The 23616-nt window shown below is 41.4% G+C and carries 15 protein-coding genes; 8 read left to right on the top strand and 7 right to left on the bottom strand.

Translation table 11 applies throughout. From position 1 onward, the window contains the following. Nucleotides 1-180: 180 nt before the first annotated feature. Entirely contained in the window at nt 181-2253 is a 2073-nt protein-coding gene (gene metG, locus AAGC65_RS16050) for a methionine--tRNA ligase (protein WP_343113476.1), read from the bottom strand. A 92-nt stretch (nt 2254-2345) separates the two neighbouring features. On the opposite strand from metG, the gene AAGC65_RS16055 reads away from it, so the two are divergent. Continuing rightward, nucleotides 2346-3284 (top strand): LD-carboxypeptidase, encoded by a 939-nt coding sequence (locus tag AAGC65_RS16055; RefSeq protein WP_343113477.1) that lies wholly within the window; start codon nt 2346-2348, stop codon nt 3282-3284. A 14-nt stretch (nt 3285-3298) separates the two neighbouring features. After that, nucleotides 3299-3706, top strand: coding sequence for a DoxX family protein (locus AAGC65_RS16060; RefSeq protein WP_343113478.1), 408 nt, complete (start codon nt 3299-3301; stop codon nt 3704-3706). Nucleotides 3707-3777: 71 nt separating this feature from the next. On the opposite strand, the gene AAGC65_RS16065 is transcribed toward AAGC65_RS16060, so the two are convergent. Both AAGC65_RS16065 and AAGC65_RS16070 read right to left on the bottom strand, forming a co-directional pair. Beyond that, the gene (locus AAGC65_RS16065) at nt 3778-5244 is read right to left on the bottom strand and encodes a SusD/RagB family nutrient-binding outer membrane lipoprotein (RefSeq protein ID WP_343113479.1); all 1467 of its coding nucleotides are present in this window, start codon (nt 5242-5244) and stop codon (nt 3778-3780) included. 11 nt (nt 5245-5255) lie between these two features. Then, entirely contained in the window at nt 5256-8510 is a 3255-nt protein-coding gene (locus tag AAGC65_RS16070) for a SusC/RagA family TonB-linked outer membrane protein (RefSeq protein WP_343113480.1), read from the bottom strand. 184 nt (nt 8511-8694) lie between these two features. Between AAGC65_RS16070 and AAGC65_RS16075 the strand changes: the two genes are divergently transcribed. The 3 genes from AAGC65_RS16075 (at nt 8695) to AAGC65_RS16085 (ending at nt 13641) form a co-directional block, all read left to right on the top strand. Further along, nucleotides 8695-9027, top strand: a complete 333-nt coding sequence (locus tag AAGC65_RS16075; protein WP_343113481.1) for a PadR family transcriptional regulator — start codon at nt 8695-8697, stop codon at nt 9025-9027. Nucleotides 9028-9049: 22 nt separating this feature from the next. Next, a complete protein-coding gene (locus AAGC65_RS16080; RefSeq protein ID WP_343113482.1) occupies nt 9050-10717 on the top strand; it encodes a PspC domain-containing protein in 1668 nt (555 codons plus the stop codon). A gap of 467 nt (nt 10718-11184) precedes the next feature. Further along, a complete protein-coding gene (locus AAGC65_RS16085; RefSeq protein WP_343113483.1) occupies nt 11185-13641 on the top strand; it encodes a TonB-dependent receptor domain-containing protein in 2457 nt (818 codons plus the stop codon). A gap of 175 nt (nt 13642-13816) precedes the next feature. On the opposite strand, the gene AAGC65_RS16090 is transcribed toward AAGC65_RS16085, so the two are convergent. After that, nucleotides 13817-16321, bottom strand: a complete 2505-nt coding sequence (locus AAGC65_RS16090; protein ID WP_343113484.1) for a M14 metallopeptidase family protein — start codon at nt 16319-16321, stop codon at nt 13817-13819. Between the two features lie 204 nt (nt 16322-16525). Between AAGC65_RS16090 and recQ the strand changes: the two genes are divergently transcribed. Continuing rightward, nucleotides 16526-18685 (top strand): DNA helicase RecQ, encoded by a 2160-nt coding sequence (gene recQ / locus AAGC65_RS16095; protein ID WP_343113485.1) that lies wholly within the window; start codon nt 16526-16528, stop codon nt 18683-18685. A gap of 127 nt (nt 18686-18812) precedes the next feature. Continuing rightward, nucleotides 18813-20132 (top strand): UDP-N-acetylmuramoyl-tripeptide--D-alanyl-D-alanine ligase, encoded by a 1320-nt coding sequence (murF, locus tag AAGC65_RS16100; protein ID WP_407940680.1) that lies wholly within the window; start codon nt 18813-18815, stop codon nt 20130-20132. Nucleotides 20133-20150: 18 nt separating this feature from the next. Here murF and AAGC65_RS16105 read toward each other — a convergent pair whose 3' ends face one another. Beyond that, nucleotides 20151-20891, bottom strand: a complete 741-nt coding sequence (locus tag AAGC65_RS16105) for an SDR family oxidoreductase (protein WP_343113486.1) — start codon at nt 20889-20891, stop codon at nt 20151-20153. A gap of 146 nt (nt 20892-21037) precedes the next feature. After that, the gene (locus AAGC65_RS16110) at nt 21038-22177 is read right to left on the bottom strand and encodes an FAD-binding oxidoreductase (protein ID WP_343113487.1); all 1140 of its coding nucleotides are present in this window, start codon (nt 22175-22177) and stop codon (nt 21038-21040) included. Nucleotides 22178-22355: 178 nt separating this feature from the next. On the opposite strand from AAGC65_RS16110, the gene AAGC65_RS16115 reads away from it, so the two are divergent. Further along, entirely contained in the window at nt 22356-23084 is a 729-nt protein-coding gene (locus AAGC65_RS16115) for a zinc metallopeptidase (protein WP_343113488.1), read from the top strand. Nucleotides 23085-23230: 146 nt separating this feature from the next. Here the strand turns inward: AAGC65_RS16115 and apaG are convergent. Further along, on the bottom strand, nt 23231-23616 hold a 386-nt coding region (apaG, locus tag AAGC65_RS16120; protein WP_343113489.1), incomplete at its 5' end, for a Co2+/Mg2+ efflux protein ApaG.

Here is a 23616-nt window from a genome sequence, read left to right on the forward strand (position 1 = left end):
GAACTCATATCTAGAGTTTAGGAAACTCCTATTCTATCCGTTGAACTACGGGACCAGTTTTAGCTGATAAACAACCAGAGTATTTATCAGCTTGCAAAGGTGCAAATTATAGATGAAAAATCACACCCCTGCTTATCAATTTTTTATGAATGCTGCATGGTGCAGAAAATTGCGTCTTATTTACCGTATTACAGATCCGTTATGGAAATCATCTATTGGCGCTACAAAGCTTAGTTTACCATCACTATTCTCGGCCATCAGGATCATGCCCTGCGAAAATATACCTTTAATTTCGCGCGGCTCCAAGTTTACCAAAATGCTTACCTTTTGGCCAATAATAGCTTCTGGTTCATAACTTTCGGCAATTCCGGATACAACAGTTCGTGTATCAATACCGGTATCAATAGTTAATTTCAGCAGTTTTTTGGTTTTAGCTATCTTTTCGGCCGTTAAAATGGTACCTGTACGAATATCCATTGTGGCAAAGGTTTCGTAGTTAATACTTTCTTTAGCCGGTTGTACATCCGCGGCTTTTGGCGGCGCGGCGGCAACTTTTTTAGCCTGCAACTTTTGCAGTTGAAACTCAATTACCTCATCCTCAATTTTTTCAAATAATAATGAAGCCGGGTTTAACTGATGCCCATTATTGAAATACACCTCCTGATCAAAAGTGATCACCTCATTTGGCCAGTTAAGCATTTCAATGATCTTTTTAGCTGTAGCAGGTAAAAATGGCTGCGCACAGGTTGCTAAATGTCCAATCAGTAATAAACAGTTATGCAGGGCCAGTTTGGCATCATCCGGGTTGGTTTTGATGGTTTTCCAGGGCTCTTTTTCGGTCAGGTAACGGTTACCCAAGCGGGCAATATCCATTACACCCTGCAATGCCTGGCGGTAACGGTAAGCCTCCAGATTTTTCTCTATCTCATCATAAAACCCACCAAGCTCCTTATTCAGATTATCATCAGTCAGTTCAATCCTGTCTGTATCAGCAACAATTTTACCGTCGTAAAATTTGTGCATCAGTATCATTACCCTATTCACAAAGTTGCCTAATATGGCTACCAGCTCATTGTTGATGCGTGCCTGGTAATCTTTCCAGGTAAACTCGCTATCGCTGGTTTCGGGTAATATAGAGGTAAGCACATAACGCAGTTCGTCCTGTTTATTTGGCAACTCTTCCAGGTACTCATGAAGCCAAACCGCATGGTTGCGCGAGGTAGAAAGCTTATCACCCTCCAGGTTTAAAAACTCATTGGCAGGCACGTTTTGTGGTAAAACATATTCGCCATGCGCATGTAGTATTGATGGAAAAGTGATGCAGTGGAATACAATATTATCTTTACCTATAAAATGAATTAAACAGGCATTGTCTTGCTCATCAGCCTGCTTTTTCCAATACAGCTTCCAGTCTTTATTGTTGTCAATAGCCCACTGTTTAGTGGCGGATATATAACCGATAGGCGCATCCATCCACACATACAGCTTTTTGCCTTTAGCATCTGCCAATGGTACATCTATTCCCCAATCCAGATCGCGGGTCATAGAACGTGGCTGCAAGCCCGATTTAAGCCATGACTTACATTGGCCCATAACGTTCGTCTTCCAACTGCCCTCTTTAGCATCAATCCATTGCTCCAGCCAAGGCTGGTATTTATCAAGCGGCAAATACCAGTGCTTGGTAGGCTTTAAAGTAGGTGTTTTACCGCTCAGGGTTGATACCGGATTGATCAGGTCTGTTGGACTCAATGAGGTTCCGCATCTTTCACACTGATCGCCATAAGCATTTTCATTGTGACAGTTGGGACACGTACCAATGATATATCTATCAGCCAAAAACTGCTGAAAATCTTCGTCAAAATATTGCTCAGAGTATTTTTCAATAAACTCATCTTTCTCATACAAGTTCAGAAAAAACTCCTGCGACAGATCATGATGTATAGGCGATGAGGTACGGTGATAAATATCAAAGGCTATCCCAAATTGCTCAAAGCTATCTTTTATTTGCTCATGGTATTTATCAATAATAGCCTGAGGTGTGGTATTTTCTTTTTTGGCTTTGATGGTAATGGCAGCACCGTGCTCATCAGAACCGCAAACGTATACCACATCCTTTTTTTTAAGCCTCAAATAGCGCACAAATATATCGCCTGGGATATAAGCCCCGGCAAGGTGGCCAATATGTAAGGGGCCGTTGGCATAAGGCAAGGCCGATGTAATGGTATAACGTTTATATTTGTTGAGTTGTGACATGAAATATGCGGCATTATAAATAAGCTGCAAAGATAATTCATTTAAGTCGGAAAGTTCCGGAAGTCAGAATAACAGAAAGTTTTTTATTCCATATGCATACACACTCAACCAATACCGAGATTACCCATCTACCATTTGCTCACCCTATCCCCTATTTAAAAAAAGGCGATAAAATAGCCATTACCTGCCCTGCCAAAAAACTTCCCCAACCCATGACCGATGCCATCGCATTACTGCAATCATGGGGCCTGGAAGTGGTTTTGGGCGATACGGTAACCGCTTCCTATCACCAGTTTGCCGGTGATGACGACCTGCGTGCCCGCGATCTGCAACGCTTTATTGACGATGATAGCATTAAAGCCATCATAGCGGCCCGTGGAGGATACGGTGTGATCCGGATGATTGACAAGGTTAATTTTGAACGCTTTACACAAAACCCTAAATGGCTGGTTGGTTTTAGTGATATTACCGTACTGCACACCCACCTGTTTACCAATTACCAGGCACAAAGTATACATGGGCAAATGCCTATCAATATTCCCGACGCATCTGCCCGGTCTTTAAATACTTTGAAAAAGGCATTATTTGGTGAGGAATTGAGCTATGAATTTAAGTCGCACACGCATAACCGCAGTGGCGAAAGCAGCGGTGTATTAGTTGGCGGTAATTTATCATTACTGGTGGCGGTATCCGGTTCAGTGTCTGAATTTGATTATACCGGCAAAATCCTGTTTATTGAAGATGTTGGCGAATATCTATATACCGTTGACCGTATGCTGCGTAAGCTGAAACGGGCCGGTAAGCTTTCACAGCTCGAAGGTTTAATTGTGGGCGGCTTCAGTGAGATAAAAGATAACGACATCCCCTTTGGCCAAACTGTACCTGAAATTATCATGGATATAGTAAAAGAATATAATTACCCGGTATGTTTTGATTTCCCGGCCGGGCATATCCCCGATAATTGCAGCATAATTTTAGGTAGGCAAATACAGCTAACAGTACAAGAACAACAAGTAGAGGTTAAATTTTAATTCAAGTAAAAACTATGGCTTTGCTGAGCAAATTAAGTAATTATAAAAATTTTGGCCTTTTGCTGGTTCGCACTGGCTTGGGCATCACCTTTATCCACTACGGGTACCCTATGCTTATGGGAGGTGTTCATGGATGGAAAGAAACGGGATATGCTACAAGATATATAGGGATTAATTTTTTGCCTATAGTTTGGGGCTTTCTCGCTGCTGTAACCGAAACGTTTGGTGGCTTTCTGCTAATCATTGGCATGGCCTTTCGCCCGGTATGTATACTGCTTTGCATTACCCTCATTATAGCCACAGCTACCCATTTGGGTAAAGGGGAGGGATTTTCCGGAGCAGTACACGCCATTGAAGACGCCTTTATATTTGCCGGTCTGCTATTTGTTGGCCCCGGAAAATATAGTGTAGATAAAAAATAATGCTCAATTTCAAATAAAAAGGGTCACTTCAATATTGAAGCGACCCTTTTTATTTGAACTATATATTCCTATTAATGTTTATCAAAGAATAGTTTAGTAGTTACCTTATCACCACCAATTGCGGCAGATGCTTTACCATAATTAGTACCGTTTACGTTCTGCTCGTTAACAGGGTATGTAAAGCGTACCGGAAAGTCAGATTGAGCTGTTTCAGGAGCTGTTAATACCGGATAATCTAATCTTCTAACTTCAGTCCATGCATCCCAACCTCTGTTATAAAGGGCAAGATATTTTTGAAGTGCAATTTTCTGAAGTGGAGTTGCACCTGTAGCTGTTGCATAAGCAACATTTGGCTGTGCTAAATAGGCTGCTGCTGCTGCCGGCTGTGCACCCCAGAAAGTTATTGATGCAGTTACGCCTTTATTATAGTGGTCAGCAACTGTACCTGCTATATATCCTCTTGATACCGCTTCAGCTAAATTAAATTCAGTTTCTGCATAATCAAGTAACAAGCCTGGGAAATCAGCATTGGTAATTTTACCGATTGATGAACTTACTAATAGCGGACCAGATGGTTTTGAAAACGCGCTAAAAGTTGCACTTTGTCCCGGATCAGCACCTGCGTAAATGTTATCTTTTAGATTGTTTACGGTGAAGTAATAAGGCAACCTTGGATCAGCAAGTGGAGTTTGTGGATTCATAAAGCCCATGATTGTGCTGTTAGCAACAAAATCCTGACGTGCGCTTTGTACAAGATCAACCCAGATAGGGTTAGTATTTGGCGGACTGGCTACATATTTAAACAAAGCGTTATCGTCATTAGAAGTGAAAACGCCATCATTTACTGCAGATTGAGCAACAGATTTTGCTTTTGCATCATCAAGATCAGCAATGGTTATAGCCATTTTTAATTTAAACGAAGCCGCAAATTTCTTCCATTTAGTAACATCACCGCCATAAACCACGTCAGCAGCTCCAAAGCTGTCTGCACCTGTGTTTAAGGCTGCAATATCCTTGTCTAAACGTGCCAGCATATCATAATAAGCTGTTTTAGAGTCATCAAATTTTGGGAATGGTTTGTTGATATTTAATGCCTCAGTATAAGGAGCATCACCAAAAGTGGTGAAAATGTAATAGTAACCATATACTTCCATGATATCGGCAATGGCTAATTCATTTTTCTGCACATCAGCATTGGTAACATCTGTAGGGATTAATTGCTTAGAGCGCTCAATGTTTTGAAGCGCATCTCTGTATATAGCGTTCCAGATGTTATCAGGAATAGGACGAGTAGTAATGTCATAATTACTTTCGTCTGTATAAGTAGTTTCCTGCCATTGCTGTGCTACCAAACGAAATATGTTCAGGTTCACGTTTGATGACGTTACGGTATTGGTCATTAACCTTTGTCCGTAAGTAAAAAACGAATACGAAGGCACAACTGCCGGGTTTTTAGGGTCTGTATTCAGACTCGTTATATCTTTTTTACAGGCCGTAAATGCAGACGCCAGTAAAAACAGTGCAAATATTTTTTTCATCGTTATTTTAATTAAAAACGTAGTTTCAGATTCAGTGAAATGGTACGGGTTGTTGGATAAGAACCTACCTGATAACCTTGTAGGTTACCTGATGATAAACCTTCTTCAGGATCAGCATAAGGAAGATTTTTATGCATTATCCAAAGGTTACGACCAATAAGTTGGAAAGTTACCTCTTTAACCGGACCCAGGTGCGATAATGCGTTATCAGGTAAAGTGTAGCCTAAAACAGCCTCTCTCAATTTCACATAACCAGCATCATATACGAAAGCCTTATCTGGTAAAGTAACATATCCAAATGCTCCGTAGTTGCTCGCGCTTACACGTTTAGTGTTAGGCTTGCCATCTTCGGTTACACCTGGTCTGATAAAACCACCACCATTTGCTAAGGTATTACGTACAGGGTTACCTAAATCATTGGTATAAACTGTTTCCTTGTAAAGACCAGTTGCTAAACCATAGTACATATCTGTTGAAAATACAGATCCGCCTTTCCGAATATCAACCAGGAAACTTAAGTTGAAGTTTTTATATCTGAAACTGTTATTGATACCGCCAAGCCATTTAGCATTAGAGTTACCAATTGTTTCGGTAGGACCGCTTTGCAGATATTGGCCATTTGAGCCTACTACTTTCTGACCATTTTTATCATAAATAAAGTCGGTACCGCGAATTAAACCAAATGGTTGGTTTAATGTTGCGTTGATAGAAACACCACCCTGATAGCTGTTCAGCTGTAAGTTTTTAGCTTCCTGACCTTGATCATCTTTAAACAGTTCGGTTACCTTACTTACGTTTTTAGTAAAGTTTACAGTAACTTTCCAGCTAAAGTTCTTTGAGGTTACAGGAGTACCATTTAAAGATAACTCAACACCTTTATTTTTAACTGTACCGGCATTCAGGTAGCTGAAAGAGTAACCAGTTGCTGTTGATACGTTTACCGGTAATATCTCATCAAAGGTTGAGGTGTTATAATAGCTACCGTCAAAACCTAAACGGTTGTTAAAAAATGCTAACTCCAAACCAGCCTCTGTACTTCTTGTACGCTCAGGCTTTAAATTTGCATTGTTTTTTGTTGTGTTAACGTTGGCTTGCGGGATAGATCCGATTGGCGGATTGATAGTATAGCTATCCAAAACGCTGTAAACCGGAGCATCGCTACCTACCTGCGCATAGTTAACTCTTAACTTTCCGTATGACAACCAGGATTTTTTCATTAATTCAGAGAAAACAAAACCTAATGATCCTGATGGATAGTAATAAGTATTATTAGCTTCTGGTAAGGTTGATGATTTATCCCTTCTGATGGTTCCGTCTAAAGTAAGGAAGTTGTTGTAGGTAAGTGTTGCACCTGCAAAAATACCGTCAACTTCTCTAAGCGCTTTATTCTCGATAGGAGCGTTAGCTGCATTCAGAGAGTTTGCAATAGAGTACAACGAAGGAGTAAACAAGCCTCCATTAGTAATTGCATAAATATTTTGGGTATTTTGTTTACGGATGTTAGTACCTAATAAAGCTTTCAGGTTAAAAGAGTTTGAAAGCTTTTTGTCAACAGTTGCCAACAGGTCAAAGTTTGTTTCAGTATATGACCTGTTGTTTCTTGAGTAGTAAGGAACACCAACGCTGGTAACGTTTTTACGCTCTTCATCCAATTCAGTATATGAATCTAATGATGTTCTGCCTGTAATTGTTAACCAATCGGTAGCCTTATAAGTTGCATTTACGTTTCCTAAATACCTGTTACGGGTATCTGATTCATAGTTCTGGTAACGTACATAGTATGGGTTATCCCAGAAAATAGCTGATAAGTTTCCGGCAAGCGGATCAGCATAGTTCCAGGTAATGTTTTGATGAGTTCTGTCATAGGCCGCCTTTAAATCCTGAACATCATTGTTCACTTCCCACCACTGTCTGAAGTTAGTCATCACGTTTCTGCCGCCTGCACCGTCATAGCCGGTTCCTGGTCTGCCAAGGCCGTTTATGTTGAAAAAGTTAACTGCACCACCTACAGTTAATTTAGGGGTAATGTTATAAGTACCGGCTAAGTCAACCTGGTTCTTTTTAATATTACTGTTTGGAACAATACCGTTTTCATCACTTCTGGTATAACCTAATTTAAATGTTCCGGCGTCTGTACCATTGGTAATCATGATGCTTTGGTTATTTGAAATCGGGTTTACGAAAAATGAAGTAGGATCATTTTTTGCAGCAACCCAAGGCGTTGCTTTTTGGTAATTTGGAGAGGTTTTGTCAAATGCATCCCATTGATAAACCATCAGGTTTGGATCAAAAGCAGCACCATAAGAGGCATCTTCAGTTGTTGGCGTAACCAGGTCAGGTTTGCCATCACCGTTAACATCACCATAAAAGAAATGGGCTGTTGGGTCGTTATAATAAGCGCCATAACCAGCACCATAGCTGTGCTGATATGTAGGGAAAGTTGATTTATCTAAAGAACCACGGCTAATGCTGCTGTTAACTATAATGCCCAGGCCTTTTTTAGCTTTTTTACTGGTAATCAAGATAACACCGTTACTACCGCGCGATCCGTATAACGCACTTGCTGCAGCACCTTTCAAGATAGTAACCGACTCTATATCATCAGGGTTAATATCCGAAACCGGGCTACCATAATCGTAACCACCGTTACCATCCTGCTGTCCAAGTTTTTTAGGGTCAACACGTGTATTAAGGTTAGAGTTATCAACAGGCACACCATCAATAACAAAAAGCGCCTGGTTATTCCCGGTGATTGATTTAACACCACGTAATACAACGTTTGTAGAAGAACCCAGGGCGTTGTTCTGGCGAATCTCTAAACCTGCAACCTTACCAGATAAACCGGTTACAAAGCTTGATGACCTTGTTTTGTTTACCTCATCGCCGGCAACTTGTTGAGCCGCGTAAGATTGTTGGTTACGGGTTCTGGTTAAGCCTAACGCGCCGGTTACCACAACTTCACCCAATTGCTTGCTTGATGTAGCAAGTTTAGCATTTACAATAGCACCGTTAACAGTGATTTCCTGTTGCGCGTAACCAATAAAGCTGAAAATTAGTACTGAATTGCTTGGAACACTTAAGGTGTATTTACCATTAGTGCCGGTTTGGGTGCCGACTGTTGTTCCTTTTACCCTTACTGTTACTCCCGGAAGGGGTAGCCCGTCTTCCTGGGCCGTAACCGTACCAGTAACTGTACGGTTTTGTGCAAATACCTGCGTTAAGGACAACAACAGAACGCACAAACTTGCTAGTAGAAGTTTTTTCATTTTGTTAATAATAAGATCAGTTAATAGTTAATTAATCATAAAAGTAATGTTACATTATTAAAAAGTCAAGAAAAATCTTCCAATAGCCTGTTTTTTTTTCAAAAATGAAGCTTTTTAGCATTAAAAATAATAATTTTAGTACTATGTATTGCATAATACAGTTTTTAACATATATCTTTGTATTATGATTGTCGAAAACACACAAACCCAAATGAGGAAAGGCATACTGGAGTATTGCATTCTTTCCATCATAGCTAAGGGCGAAACATATGCATCAGACATAATTGCTGAACTTAAAAAAGCCCAACTGCTTGTAGTTGAGGGAACTCTGTACCCTTTGCTAACCCGGTTAAAAAATAATGGTCTGCTTACTTACAATTGGGTTGAGTCTGTTTCGGGACCTCCGCGAAAGTATTATGTACTATCCGAAGAGGGCAAACTTGTATTAGAGCAGCTTGACAAAACCTGGCAGGAGCTGGTTTACGCAGTTCAAACAGCTATTGGAGACAGAAAATAAAAAAATCTAAAAATCACAGATCATGAACAAAACTATCATCATAAATATAAATGGCATCGTATTTCACATTGAAGAGGATGCTTACGACGTACTTAAGCTTTACATGACCGATGTAAAGAGGCATTTCTCTACCTCGGCCGACAGTCTGGAGATCACCACCGATATCGAAAACCGCATTGCTGAAATGTTTAATGAAATACTGGCCGCTCAAAATAAACAGGTTATTGTTGAAACCGACGTAAAGCTGGTAATTGAACAGATGGGTACAGTAGAAGATTTTGAATTTGCCGAAAATGACGAACGCGCTGCCGGCAACAATACTTATACTTACAATACAGAACGCCGCCGGCTTTTCCGTGACCCTGACGATCACCTGGTTAGTGGTGTTGCCGCTGGTATTGCCAATTACTTTGATATACCAGCCGTTTGGGTCAGGCTTACTTTTGCCATTTCATTTGCGTTTGCTGGCAGCGGCCTTATATTATATGTAATACTGTGGATGGTGATCCCAAAAGCCATTAGCCGTGCCGACCGCATGGCTATGAAAGGCGAAAAACAAAATTTAAAAGGATTTAAAAAGAGCTTTGAAGAAGAAATGAGCTCGGTAAAGGAAAATCTTTCCAATTTCAGTAACGAGGCCCGCCCTTTTGTTTATAAAGCACGTGACTTTGCCGGTGATTTTTTTGGCCACCTTGGTACTTTTTTACGAGGAACCGGAAGTTTATTAATAAAACTCGTATGCGCGCTTATCTTATTAACATGTTTCGGTCTGGCCATTGCACTGGTTACTGTGGTGATCGCTTTCCTTGCTTTTGGCAAAATGGAGGTGTTTCATATATTTCCATTTAACATAGTTAACTATGATACCAACCTCATATTTTTAACCGGCGGCTTCTTGTTACTCGCTATACCTTTAATAACCATCATACTGCTTACTATTGGCTTCCTGTTTAAGAACGTAACCTTTAGCCGTTCTATCGGCACAACTTTATTATGTATTTGGCTGGCCTCTTTAGGCGCAGTTGTTTATTACGGTGCTCAGGCAACGGCCAATTTCAGATATGGCGCACGTTTAAGTAAAACTATTACTGTTAAACCTACTGCCAATAACACCTATTATTTGCAACTGAACGATGCCAAATACTTAACCAATGAAGACAGCACCCGACTGCGCATCAAGGAACGATTTAACGGCATGGTCATTTTAGATGATGATTTCAATGGAAATGATATGAATTCGCCGGATAATGTACGCATTGATGTGGAAAAAAGCGATGTGTCACAACCCGTTTTAGTACAATCATTTTCGGCAAGGGGGCGTAATGATGAGGATGCCTTAACCAATGCCCGCAATGTTACCTACCGCTTTTTGCAAAAAGATTCGGTATTAAAGTTTGACAGGAACCTGGAAAGGCTTGATCATACCAAGTGGCGCGGACAGGAGCTGCACATGACCCTGAAAGTTCCGTTGAATGCAAAACTGGTAATTGACGGTAAGCTTGATCGAAATATGAACTTTAACTTATATGATTGTCATCAAAATAATAACCCACGCAATCCGGCAGGTTCAGTTTTTGTGATGACTATGGACGGCCTGCAATGCAAAATTGATACAGTAGCGGTAGCTCCTAAACCAGACTCGGTAAAAAATCAACTGCCTGCCGATACTGCCCAAAATCATGGTCAGTAAATCCTGCCCCAAATCATGAAAACCATTATAAAATAAATAAGCCTGCTATTATATAGCAGGCTTATTTTGCTTTTCACCATTGTAACAGCACCCATCTGTTAAAATGAGCTAAAAACACCATTCAGTTGTTAAAAATTAAAATCGACTGTAACCTTTTGCCCGCTATTAGCATCTTACTGTCAAATAAACATTGAAAGATAGGAGACAGTTCAAATTCATCGGTCTTTTCAGGCCGTTTACCGGAAGTTTTACAGTTTTCGCCTAAAAGCATTACTCAAAAACGCTTTCTGTTAGCACCTTTGATATATAAAAACCAACATTATGATAAAAAGATAGCCTATAACATATAACTACTAACACGCTACCGTAAACAGCCCAAATAATTAAAAACTTATTTACTGCTTTTAAAAAGAACGCTTATTTCTTTACTGGCAGCCTATTGCCTTTACTTTTTTAACACTATAAACATGAAAACCATAATAACTAAAATATTTTATACACTACTGCTTGTAACCATCGGCTGGAGTGTATCTTTCGCCCAAACCGGTAAATCCGGAGGTGCAAAAGTATCTGGCTCGCTGGTAAATGAACAGGGTAAGCCAATGGATTACGCTACAGTAAGTCTTATTAAAGCAACCGACTCCACCCTGGTAAAGGGAGCCCTGAGTAATGATAATGGTGTTTATACATTTGATCATATCACCGCAGGTAAATATTTAGTAAGAGCTACGGTGGTTGGCTATCAAAAAGCTGTTAGTACACCATTTACAGTGACCGAAAACGCGGCTAATGTAACTGCTCCTGCCTTAAGCATGCGTACCGGCAGTACAGAATTAAAAGGAGTAACCATTACGGCCAGCAAACCACTTATTGAGCGCAAGATTGACCGTACCGTTATGAATGTGGAAAACAGTGTACTGGCGGCAGGCAACACCGCTCTTGAAATATTGGCCAAAGCTCCCGGCGTTACCGTTGATAAAGACGACAATATCAGCCTGAAAGGTAAACAAGGCGTTACCGTAATGATCAACGATAAGCTTACTTATCTGAGCGCGGCCCAATTGGCTACCCTCTTACGAACAACCGATGGCAACACTATTAAATCTATCGAGATCATTACCAATCCGTCGGCAAAATACGATGCTGCCGGTAATTCAGGTATCATCAACATCAAACTTAAGAAAAATTCACAATCGGGCACAAACGGCAGTGTAACTGTCGGTGTGGCAAAGGCTACCTTCTGGAGAGATAACGCCAGTTTAAATTTAAATCATAAAGAGGGCAACCTGAACGTATTTGGTACATTTAGCCGCGGCGATAACAAAAATACCAGGGATATCTACATTGACCGTACAACACGCGATACCACCGGTAAGGCTACTTATTTTAACCAGTTTACCCGCATGCCTCACGTGTATCATTATAACAATTACCGTGTAGGTGCCGATTATGATGTAACCAGCAAAAACACTATCGGCTTTGTAGTAAGCGGCTATTCAAACTCTGAAGTTGATAACAATGACGGCAATACCAAAATAGGCTCTGTACCAAACGTTGCCGACTCCTCTTTAACCACAGTATCAACCATTGATCAGACTTATAAAAACTTTGCCGCTAACCTTAACGACCGTTTTAAAATTGATACCAGTGGTCAGGAATTAAGTGTAGACCTTGATTATTCCAAATTTAAAAACACTTCCATAGCGCAATATGATACCCATTACTTTTTAGCCGATGGCAGCCCGCAACACGCGCCGCAATTATTGCGCAACCAAACACCATCAAACATTACTATATACACTGGTAAAGCCGATTATACCAAACCTTTGTCAAAAACCGTAAAATTAGAAACCGGTGTAAAATTCAGCAGTGTTAAAACTGACAATGACCTGCAGGCTCAAATTTTTGACGGCAATAGCTACATCAATGATACCACCCGCACCAACCGCTTTATTTATACCGAAAAAGTAAGCGCAGGCTATCTGAACCTGAATAAACAGTTCAAAAAAACATCTGTTCAATTAGGTGTAAGGGCCGAATACACCCAATCTGACGGGAACCTGGTAGGCAGCACCCCGGTGAAACGTGATTATCTTGACTTTTTCCCAAGCGCATTTATTAACCATACACTTAATGATAAAAACGAGATCAGTTTATCATACAGCCGTCGTATTGATCGCCCGGGATATGACAACCTGAATCCATTTGTATATTACCTTGATCCTTATACTTTCTCTAAGGGTAACGCCTTTCTTAAACCGCAATACACCAATAACTTTGAATTTAATTATACTTACAACAAAAGTATCAACGTAAGTTTGGGTTACAGCCGCACTACCGACGTGATCACTGAGATCATATTAACCGACAACCAAAGCAAAAAAACGTATCAAACAAACCTTAATCTACAAACTCAAAATTCTTACAGCGTTAATGTTAACGCTCCATATACTATTACCAAATGGTGGACAGGCAATGTTGACGTAAATGGTTTTTACCTGGGTTTTAAATCAGATTCAGTTGGTACCGGTAATCTGAACGACGGACAGTTTACCGTGCAGATCAAAGCAACACAAACACTAACCTTTGGCAGCTATAAGTTTGAGATCAGGGGCGATTACCAATCGCCGCTTACCTATGGCATATATAAAATAAGACCACAATACGGTGTTGATGCCGGGGTAAGCCACTCATTTGCCAACAAAAAAGCTAATATTAAACTGGCACTTGATGATATCTTTTATCTGCGTCGCAACAATTTAAGCAGTCGCGCAATAGGCAACGATTTTGACATCAGGCAAAATTATGATTCACGTGTAGGCCGCCTTACATTCACTTATAACTTTGGCAACAGTTCCATCAAATCACGCGAACGCCGCACTGGCGCCGAGTCTGAGAAAGGCAGAGTTAAGGGTGCTAATTAGTCCCCCCTTAGCCCAGCTATTTGATTTGCAAATGTGCGGATTACAGATGTGCAGATAATTCAATTCATAAATAAAAAGACCTCACCGAGTTACAGTAAGGTCTTTTTATTTATATATGCTTTATGAAAAACAAATCATTTGCATATCTGCACATCTGTAATCCGCACATCTACCTCTACTGCCCTACCATAAATACCGCATTGCTAAACAGCAACTTACCATTTTCCCAAAAGCTGCGGAACAACGGATCATCTACCATATAAATAACCGAGCCGCGGCCGAGGGATTGTACACCAAGCAGCAGACCATTATTGATCTTGAGTTTTGATTGTGCACCAGCAAAGCCTGCTACATAGCTATTCTTTTTGATAGTACCTACATTCCAGCCGTCTTCGTTGCTCAGCAGGTCGTAAATATCATCATTCAGCTTTAATGAAAAATAGTAGTTAGGCAAACCAAAACCCAGCGGATGGGTATTATCAAGGTTAAGTTTAAATATGGCTCCGGGTATCATGCTGCGTATTGCATCACGGTTGCGGTTGCCATACAGCCTGATATTTTCTTTTTCCCTCTCTTCGGCCTTTTCATCCTTTTTTTCCTCTTTCTTTTTAAGGGCGAATCCTTTTTTATCGGCAAGCTGCGCAACGGCATTATCTATAGCAATAAGCCGGCCTCCATCTTTGATCCAGTTTTGCAATTTATCTGAAGGGAAATCATCATAGTTTCCATCCGGAAAAACTGCTACGTCAAAATCTGATAATCGGGTACGGCCCAGGTTTTGATAGTTTACCAGCGTAACCGGATAATTCAATTGCTGCTCAAATAGTTGCCATACCTCGCCCATCGCTTCAGAATTTACGCCATCGCCCGCCACCAGCATTACACGCGGACGGTGAATATACCTGATCTCGTCCGATCCCAGATCGGCGCCTTTATCAACAAAGCCGGATAATAAAGGCACAAGCGGCTCATTAAGTTCGGTCGCTGTTTGAGTTACTATTTTATCAAAATCAGCAACATCGTTACCTGCACGGGTGATCAGCAATGACCCTGGATTGAATTTTTTACCGGCTGCCTCAAATGCATCGCCAGAATAGCGCACATTGATCTGCTTTTTAAGCAGCGCGGCTAAAAATTTCGCGTCATTAACAGATTGCCATGTTGCAGCGTAAGCATAGGCATTGGTATTAACAGATGCCGGCGATTTAACTACAGCAATACTCGTATTAGTGGGTTTTAAAGATGCCTTTACCCCATACGCTTTTAGCCCATATGCGTACGGCAGCGCCCATGCGGTAATATCATAAGTATTTGAATCTGTTAAAAAGGTTTTAGGTTCCAGTAGCACATGCAGCAAAGTAGCCTTGGGTTGGTGCGCATTCACTAACATATCATTGGGCCCAGGTTTGTACTGTTCGTTTTTACCCGTAAAGTAATTATACCCAATTACTGTTTTATTGGCCAAACCAAAACCATACTGAATACCATTACGGGTAAGCATTTTGGCCAGCGCGTTAATGTTATTAGTATTATCATTTTTGATGATGTATGTTTTATACTCGCCGGGAGGGTTGGTACGGTTGTTATCATAAAACTTTTTAAACTCGGCCATAACCCTTTGCGCGTTGGCCGATGTTATTTCAAGGGTACTCAAAGCGGTAGTGTGATGGTGAGCTATGCGTTGTGACAGGGTAAGCGTATCGCCACTCCGGGTAACAACAGCAAGACCGGCCCCGATGCCCCCCTGCTCATAGGTCATGCCGATAGAGCCGTTATACAAGGGATAAGTATCGCCATAAGATGGATAAAGCAGATCAAACTCTTGTTTGGTAAAATACATCCAGCCATTTTGATCAAAATATTTAGCATTGTTTTTACCAATGGTAACCTGAAAATCGCGTTGCCATTTGGTAATATCCTTATGATAGGGCTCAGCTGCCGGAGCAAAATAATAAGGAGCATTGTAACCCTGTTCATGATAATCTACATGAACCTCGGGCAACCATTGGCTAAACAAGGCAACACGTGCCTGAGTTTCTTTCTGTGTTTGCCAGGCCCAATCACGGTTCAGGTCAAAAAAGTAGTGATTGGTTCGCCCCCCAGGCCAGGGCTCCGCATGTTCACGAGAGGCGGGGTTAGCATCAGGAACAATACCTTGTGCAGAATTATAGAAATTAACATAACGGTCGCGACCATCCGGGTTAAGGCAAGGGTCAATAACTACCAGTATATTTTTAAGCCATGCTTTGGTAGTAGTATTAGCAGGGTCAACCAGGTCAAACAATGTCCACATGGCCGACTCGCTTGATGCTGGTTCATTGCCATGTACATTGTAGCTTAACCAGGTAATAACAGGTGCATTGCTTATGGCGGCACCACTTTCAATACCGGCAAGGCGTAAATTGTTATGCCTGATCTCTTCCAGCCGGCCAATATTTTGGTCTGATGCAATAAACATAGCCAGCAGTGGACGGCCCTCGTTTGTAGTACCAAATTGCTGCAGTTTTACATTTTTTGATGTCTGGGCTATGTACCTAAAATAATCAACTATACGGTAATGGGGCGTGAACCTGCTGCCCAGCTTGTAGCCCAGAAACTCATCGGGCGATTGTATTTTTTGGCCAAAAACAGCCGATACGGAAACAACAGCCATTAAAACAAACAACAGCTTTTTTATCATGATATTAAGGATACGGTAAAGAGATATACTAATATGCGAAAAAATGTGCGGATGTGCTATAGATGTGCAGATATGAAAATGTGCGGATGTGTAGATGAATCAATTCTGCTGGTTTTAAAATTCTGTAAAATCAGATTCAGACAATCCGCACATCAAATAATAATCCGCACATTTGCATATCTGCAAATCGGCACATCTAAGCTTATGACACCATTACAGGCTCTGCAAAAATATTTTGGATACAGCGCGTTCAGGCATCAGCAAGAGGTTATTATTCAGCATGTTTTAAACAAACAGGATGTAATGGCGCTAATGCCTACCGGGGGAGGTAAATCACTATGCTACCAACTGCCAGCCGTATTACTCAATGGCCTTACCATAGTTATATCGCCGCTTATTGCTTTAATGAAAGACCAGGTGGATAGCCTGAACGTGAGCGGCATACCGGCAGCATTCCTCAATTCGGCACAAACACCCGATGAGCAACGGCAACTGGTAGAAAAACTAAAAAACAACCAGATCAAACTGTTATACCTGGCCCCAGAGCGTTTATTTGGTGTCGAAAACAAACTGGTACCTTTTTTAAAAACGCTCAATGTGGTACAGATAGCTATTGATGAAGCGCACTGTATATCGCAATGGGGACATGATTTCAGGCCTGAGTACCTGATGCTCGCGCAGCTTAAGCGGGAATTTCCTGATGTTCCGGTAATTGCGCTTACCGCTACTGCCGATAAGCTTACCCAAAAAGATATACTCGAAAAGCTGAACCTGCATCACCCGGCTGTATTTGTATCCTCATTTAACCGGGCCAATATTACTTACACAGTCATCCCTAAAAAGAATAGTTTTAAACAACTCATTAGCTTCTTAAATGAGCGTGCAGATGAATCCGGCATTATCTATTGTCTCTCCCGTAAATCAACCGAAGACCTGGCCGCCGATCTTAAAGAAGCTGGTTTTGCCGCCGAAGCCTACCACGCGGGCCTGAGCAATGAGATTAAAGCCAAAAACCAGGAAGCTTTTTTGCGCGATGATGTGAAGATCATGGTAGCTACCATCGCTTTTGGTATGGGCATTAACAAATCAAACGTGCGCTATGTGGTACATGTTGATCTTCCTAAAAACATTGAGGGTTATTACCAGGAAACCGGCCGCGCGGGCAGAGATGGCTTGCCTTCGGAAGCTTTACTTCTCTACTCGCCAGGTGATGCCGGGAAGTTGCAGCACTTTGCCCGCATTGAGGGTAACGAAGAGCAAAGCCGTATCATGCTCAATAAACTGAACGATATGGTGAAGTACTGCCAGCTGCAAAGCTGTCGCAGGCAATACCTCATGCATTATTTCGATGAAGCTTTTCCTCCCAACTGTGGTTCGTGCGATGTTTGCCTTACTGAGTTTAAACGTTTTGATGGTACACTGATAGCCCAAAAGGCTTTATCGGCTGTATCCCGGTTAAACGAACGCTTCGGTGTTAATTACGTGATCGATTTTTTACGGGGATCAAAAAACGAGAAGATCCGCGACGAACATAAGCTGATCAAAACCTATGGTATTGGTGCCGATATCAGCAAAGCCGACTGGCAGCGTTACATCCGCGAACTGATCACCATGAATTACCTGCAAGTAACTGATGATGGCTACCCGGTTTTAAAACTAACAGACCAAAGCGCTCTGGTGCTCAAAGGCCTGCAAAAGGTTGAGTTTATTGAAACCCAAACCACCGAAGATCATCATACCGAAGCCGCCCCGCCACATGAGGCCGAATTGTTAAACAGGCTGAAAAATGTTCGCCGCAATATCGCGGAACAGGAAAATGTACCTGCCTATATTATTGTATCCGACGCTACACTACTCGAAATGGCCACTTATCTGCCGCAAAGTTTAGATGAGCTAAGATTAATATCAGGTTTTGGCGATATTAAACTGGCTCGCTACGGACGTGAGTTACTGCAACCGGTTAAAGATTACAGTAAGGAAAAAGGTCTGGAATCAAAAATTGCCTATAAATCGCCCAAAAGAGAGCGTAAAATCAAAACAGAAAAAGCACGGGTGCCTCGCAGTGGCACCGATACCCGTACAGAAACTTTCAACCTGTATCAGCAAGGCAAGAATATAGCGGAAATAGCTGCTGAAAGAGGCCTGGCCGCAACCACTATCGAGAGTCATTTGAGTCATTTTATACAAAACGGTCAGCTCGATATAAATGAACTGGTAGCAGAAAGCAAGTTACCTATTATTGTAGAAGCTGTAGAAAACTATGGCGCCGAACGCCTGACACCATTGAAAGAAGTTTTAGGTGAGGATTACACCTATGGAGAAATAAAGGCAGTAATTAGCTGGATGAATAAAACTGAACTATAGTATCAAGTAGTTAGTATCAGGTATCAAGACCTGCCTCAATATTTGAAACTATAATACGGCTTGAAAAAAATTTCAACAGTTAAGAAAAAATCTTGATACTTGATACTAACTACTCGATACTAAAAAAATGATTACTACTGAACAACTTTACCAGTTATATCTACAACACCCCGTTATCAGTACCGATACACGCAAAATTGCACCGGGCAGTTTATTTTTTGCCTTAAAGGGCGATAAGTTTGATGCCAATACTTTTGCGCAAAAAGCTATTGAAGCTGGTGCTGCTTACGCGGTGATTGATAACCCGGACTACCAGTTAGGCGATCAGTATCTGCTGGTTAAAGACGTATTGAGTACCCTGCAAGATCTGGCCCGACACCATCGCCGGCAGCTACATATCCCGGTTATTGGACTTACAGGTACCAATGGTAAAACCACTACCAAAGAGCTCATTAACGCGGTATTATCACAGCATTTTAAAACCCAGGCTACGCAGGGTAATTTAAATAACCATATTGGTGTGCCGCTTACTATACTAACCATTGATAATACTCATGAGGCGGCAGTTATTGAAATGGGCGCTAATCATCAAAAAGAAATAGAATTGCTTTGTAGTATCTCACAGCCATCGCACGGCATGATCACCAATGTGGGTAAGGCCCACCTGGAAGGCTTTGGCGGTGTTGAAGGTGTAAAAAAGGGCAAAGGCGAATTGTACGATTACTTACAAAATGCCGGCGACCAGCCCACTGCATTTGTAAACAGCGATGATGCCACATTAACCGAAATGGCCGCCGCCCGCAATCTAATCAACGTAGTTTATTACGGGAACGATAAAAGCAAAACCCTCATTAGCGGCCAGATCATAGAGAACGATCCTTTGCTTACCCTTGAATGGACTAACAATAAAACCGGCGATACCTACAACGTAAAAACACAATTGACCGGTGCATACAACCTGAGCAATATATTGGCAGCCATCAGCATAGGTACTTATCTGAATGTTACCGCAGCCGAGATCAATGCCGGTATCGAAGGATATCAGCCCAAAAATAACCGCTCGCAAATTGTACAAACGGCAACTAATACCCTCATTTGCGACTATTATAATGCCAACCCGAGCAGCATGGCCGTAGCCATTGAAAACATTGGCAAGATAGATGCAAAACGTAAAGTCCTCATTTTGGGCGATATGTTTGAAATGGGCGAGGAATCGGCTGTGGAGCATGCCTCCGTTATTCAAAAGGCTTTGGACACCACAGTTGATGAACGCATTTTCATCGGGAAAGATTTTGAAGGTCAAAAGCCAAACAACTCAGCTGCTACTTTCTATCCAACCGCCGAAGATGCGATTGCCGGCCTAAAAGCAAATCCTATAAAAAACTCCACCATCCTCATCAAAGGTTCACGCGGGATGGCTTTGGAGAGACTGGTGGAGCTATTTTAAGTATATTACCTATCTAAATTAACAGTTGGTTCCGCCATCAATAGTAAAGATGGAGCCAGTAGTATAACTGGCTGCCGGGTTAGCCAAGAAAGATACCATATCGGCTATTTGCTGAACGTGACCATATTTCGGTATAGCCATCATTCCCCTGGCATAATCTGAATGTCCGCCGTCTGCAGGGTTCATATCCGTATCTGTAGGGCCCGGCTGTATCAGGTTAACTGTAATTCCCTTAGGCCCCAGATCTCTGGCCAGCCCCCGGTTAAGTCCAATCAATGCAGATTTGCTCATCGCATACAAAGTTCCTCCGGTAAATGCAAGTCTATCGGCCATATTACTGCCAATATTGATGATCCTGCCATGATCGGCCATGTGTTTTGCTGCAAACAAAACACTTTCTATCACAGCCGTTACATGTACATCTATCAACAGGTGGTAATCGGCCATTGTATGTTCTGCAATGGGTTTACCCAGATAAACCCCGGCACTGTTAACCAGAATATCCAGTTTACCAAATTTTTCAAGCGTTTGCGTTAATGCTGCGGTTACTTCACCTTCAACAGCATTATTTGCCTGAATAGCAAAAGCATTTAAGTTTTCATCAGTCAGTTCCTTTACTAAAGCATCGGCTTTTTCCTTTCCGTTTACATAAGTAAAAGCTACAATTGCTCCTTCACGGGCCAGTTGTTTAACTATAGCGGCGCCCATGCCACGGCTTCCACCTGTAACAAAAGCCACTTTATTTTTGAGTGTTTCCATAATCTATCGTTTTAATGAAAGTACAAAGTTATGGTGCAATACTTACATTTGTAAGTACTGATAAAATTGTATGGTACTAACAGAAATGTAAGTATTGAGAAATTAAGACTTAATAGCTGAAAATTAAATAAGGTAATACAAGAGAATTAAGTGTTCAGCGAAAGTTCGGCTACTTCTTCACCCACCAGGCTACCCATAGCCACGCCCATGCCATTGCAGCGTACTGCGCAAAATATGTTGGGCTGCACTTGCTTTACTATGGGTGTAATTTCATCGCCAAAACCCATGATACCGCTCCACCAATAATCTATTTCAGGATTTCGGCCAGGTAATATAATTTCATGAAGATAATTGATGAGTTTCTGTTTAACAGTATCGGTATGGCCAAAATCCCAGGTTTCCTCAGCTTTATAATCCAGATTGCGCCCTCCTCCAAACAGTACCCGGTTATCAATATTTCTGAAATAGTAATAACCCTCATTAAAGTGGTAAGTGCCCTTTAATTTTAACCCGGCTATTGGTTTTGTTACTAACACCTGCCCCCTGCCGGGGATCACCCTAAGTTCCGGATATAGCTGATTGGCAAAGGCATTGGTAGCCAGAATCACTTTGTTAGTTTTAAAATCTCCTTGTGAGGTATGGAGTACAATATAGTTTTCTTCGTGTTCAATCCGCTCAATAGCACAGTTGTTTAATACCAGTACACCCGCGTCATATACCTTATATAATAAGGTATGCATCATTTTACCGGTATGTAACTGTCCCTCATAGGGGTTGTATATAATTTGACTTACGTTTTTAAAGCCAAAATCTGCAATTTTAGCATTGGCTACTGCATAAATGTCAGGTTTGCCGATAGCCTGCTGTAATAGTTTATTCAGATGATCTATCTGGTTGATGCAGTTCTTTGCTACATCCGTTTCATCCTGAAAAAACAGCTCGTGGCCTCCGTGTTGATAATATTCAATATTGTTATCACCAAGGTTTTCCCTTAGCCGCTGCAGGCCTCGCCATTTGTAGGCAACCAGGCTCATAGCTTCTTCTTCCGAAGATTGATTTATTGTGGAAATTTGTTCAGAAACTGTACCAAAACACGCGAAACCAGCGTTTTTAGTACTGGCACCCGATGGTAAAAAGCCACGCTCCAAAACCAACACCTTTAAGTTTGGCTGTTGCTTTTTAAGATGCAGGGCAGCACTCAAGCCAACGAGGCCACTACCTATAACAATTACATCGGCATGGACAATAAAGGCGGTACGCTCCCAATAGGAAAATGATGGTTCCATATAAAATCAAATGTAAAAATTGAAAAGCACTCCTAATTCATTAAAAATTTACGGCATGAAAACAGCATTTAGAAACTGCGATTTTCAACACATTTTTATTTATTTTAACTTAAATCGGAATACTTTTTGAATAGCGATTATTACGTTTATAAACACATTAACAAATTTCACGATTAAAATGAATCACTTATCATTAATTACGGGATATATTGGATACAACTCTGCCTGGTTCCTGATGATTGCTATTGCCCTGGTGAGTTTTATAGTACAGTGGCGTTTCAGAAATAAATTTAAACAATACTCGGAGGTGGCATTGCTCTCTGGCTTATCTGGTCAGGAGGTAGCTGTGAAGATGCTGCGCGCCCACGGTATTTTTGATGTACAAGTATTATCTGTTGAGGGGCAGCTTACAGACCACTATAACCCCGAAACCAAAACAGTTAATTTAAGCCCGGATGTTTATCACAGCCGTAGCATAGCTGCGGCAGCTGTTGCCGCACACGAGTGCGGACATGCCGTACAACATGCCCAAGCTTATGGCTGGTTAAGTTTCCGATCGGCTATGGTGCCTATTATTAATGTGGCGTCTACCCTAACCCAATGGACGCTGTTTATAGGTATTATGTTGCTGTTTTTTGCCAATAGCCCATTTGTATTGGCCATTGGGGTTGCCGCGCTGGCGTTGGTTACTTTTTTTAGCTTTATAACGCTACCTGTTGAGTTTGATGCCAGCCGCAGAGCATTGGCCTGGCTCGATAATAATTACAGCATCATGCAAACCACGCAGGAACATGAACAAGCCAAAGATGCCCTGTGGTGGGCTGCTATGACCTATGTGGTTGCCGCATTAAGCGCACTGGCTTCACTGGTATATTATGCTTCGTTCCTGTTTAACAGACGCAATTAGATATAGAGCCAAGATATTAGAATCAAGAAACAAGACGGAAACGCTTAATTAAATAATTTTAAAAGCAAAAGCCCGGATAATTAATTTATCCGGGCTTTTAAGTATTTTTCTTATTTCTTGATTCTAATCTCTTGAATCTAATTCCTTTAATTCATCCTGTAAGGAGCTATCAGATAAAATTCCGGAATCTGTACGTTAAAGCTGGCATTGTCAAGCAGGCGGGTCATTTGGTATTCGCCTTTCATGCTGCCCATATCTGTTTTCAGGTTACAACCAGATACATATTCATGGGCATGACCTGGTTCAATCACCGGCTGCTGGCCCACTACTCCCTCGCCTTCCACTTCACGCTTTGCACCATTTGAATCAAAAATATACCAATGCCTGCTAATGAGTTGTATAGCGTAATTGCTCATATTTTCGATATTTACCTTATAAGCAAACATGAAATGATCGTTAGCCGGATTCGAATACTCTGGCTGATAAATGGTTTCTATGGAAACCTTAACGCCCTCTGTTATAGTGGTAACCA

The organism is Mucilaginibacter sp., assembly GCF_039207105.1.
Classification (GTDB): Bacteria; Bacteroidota; Bacteroidia; order Sphingobacteriales; family Sphingobacteriaceae; genus Mucilaginibacter.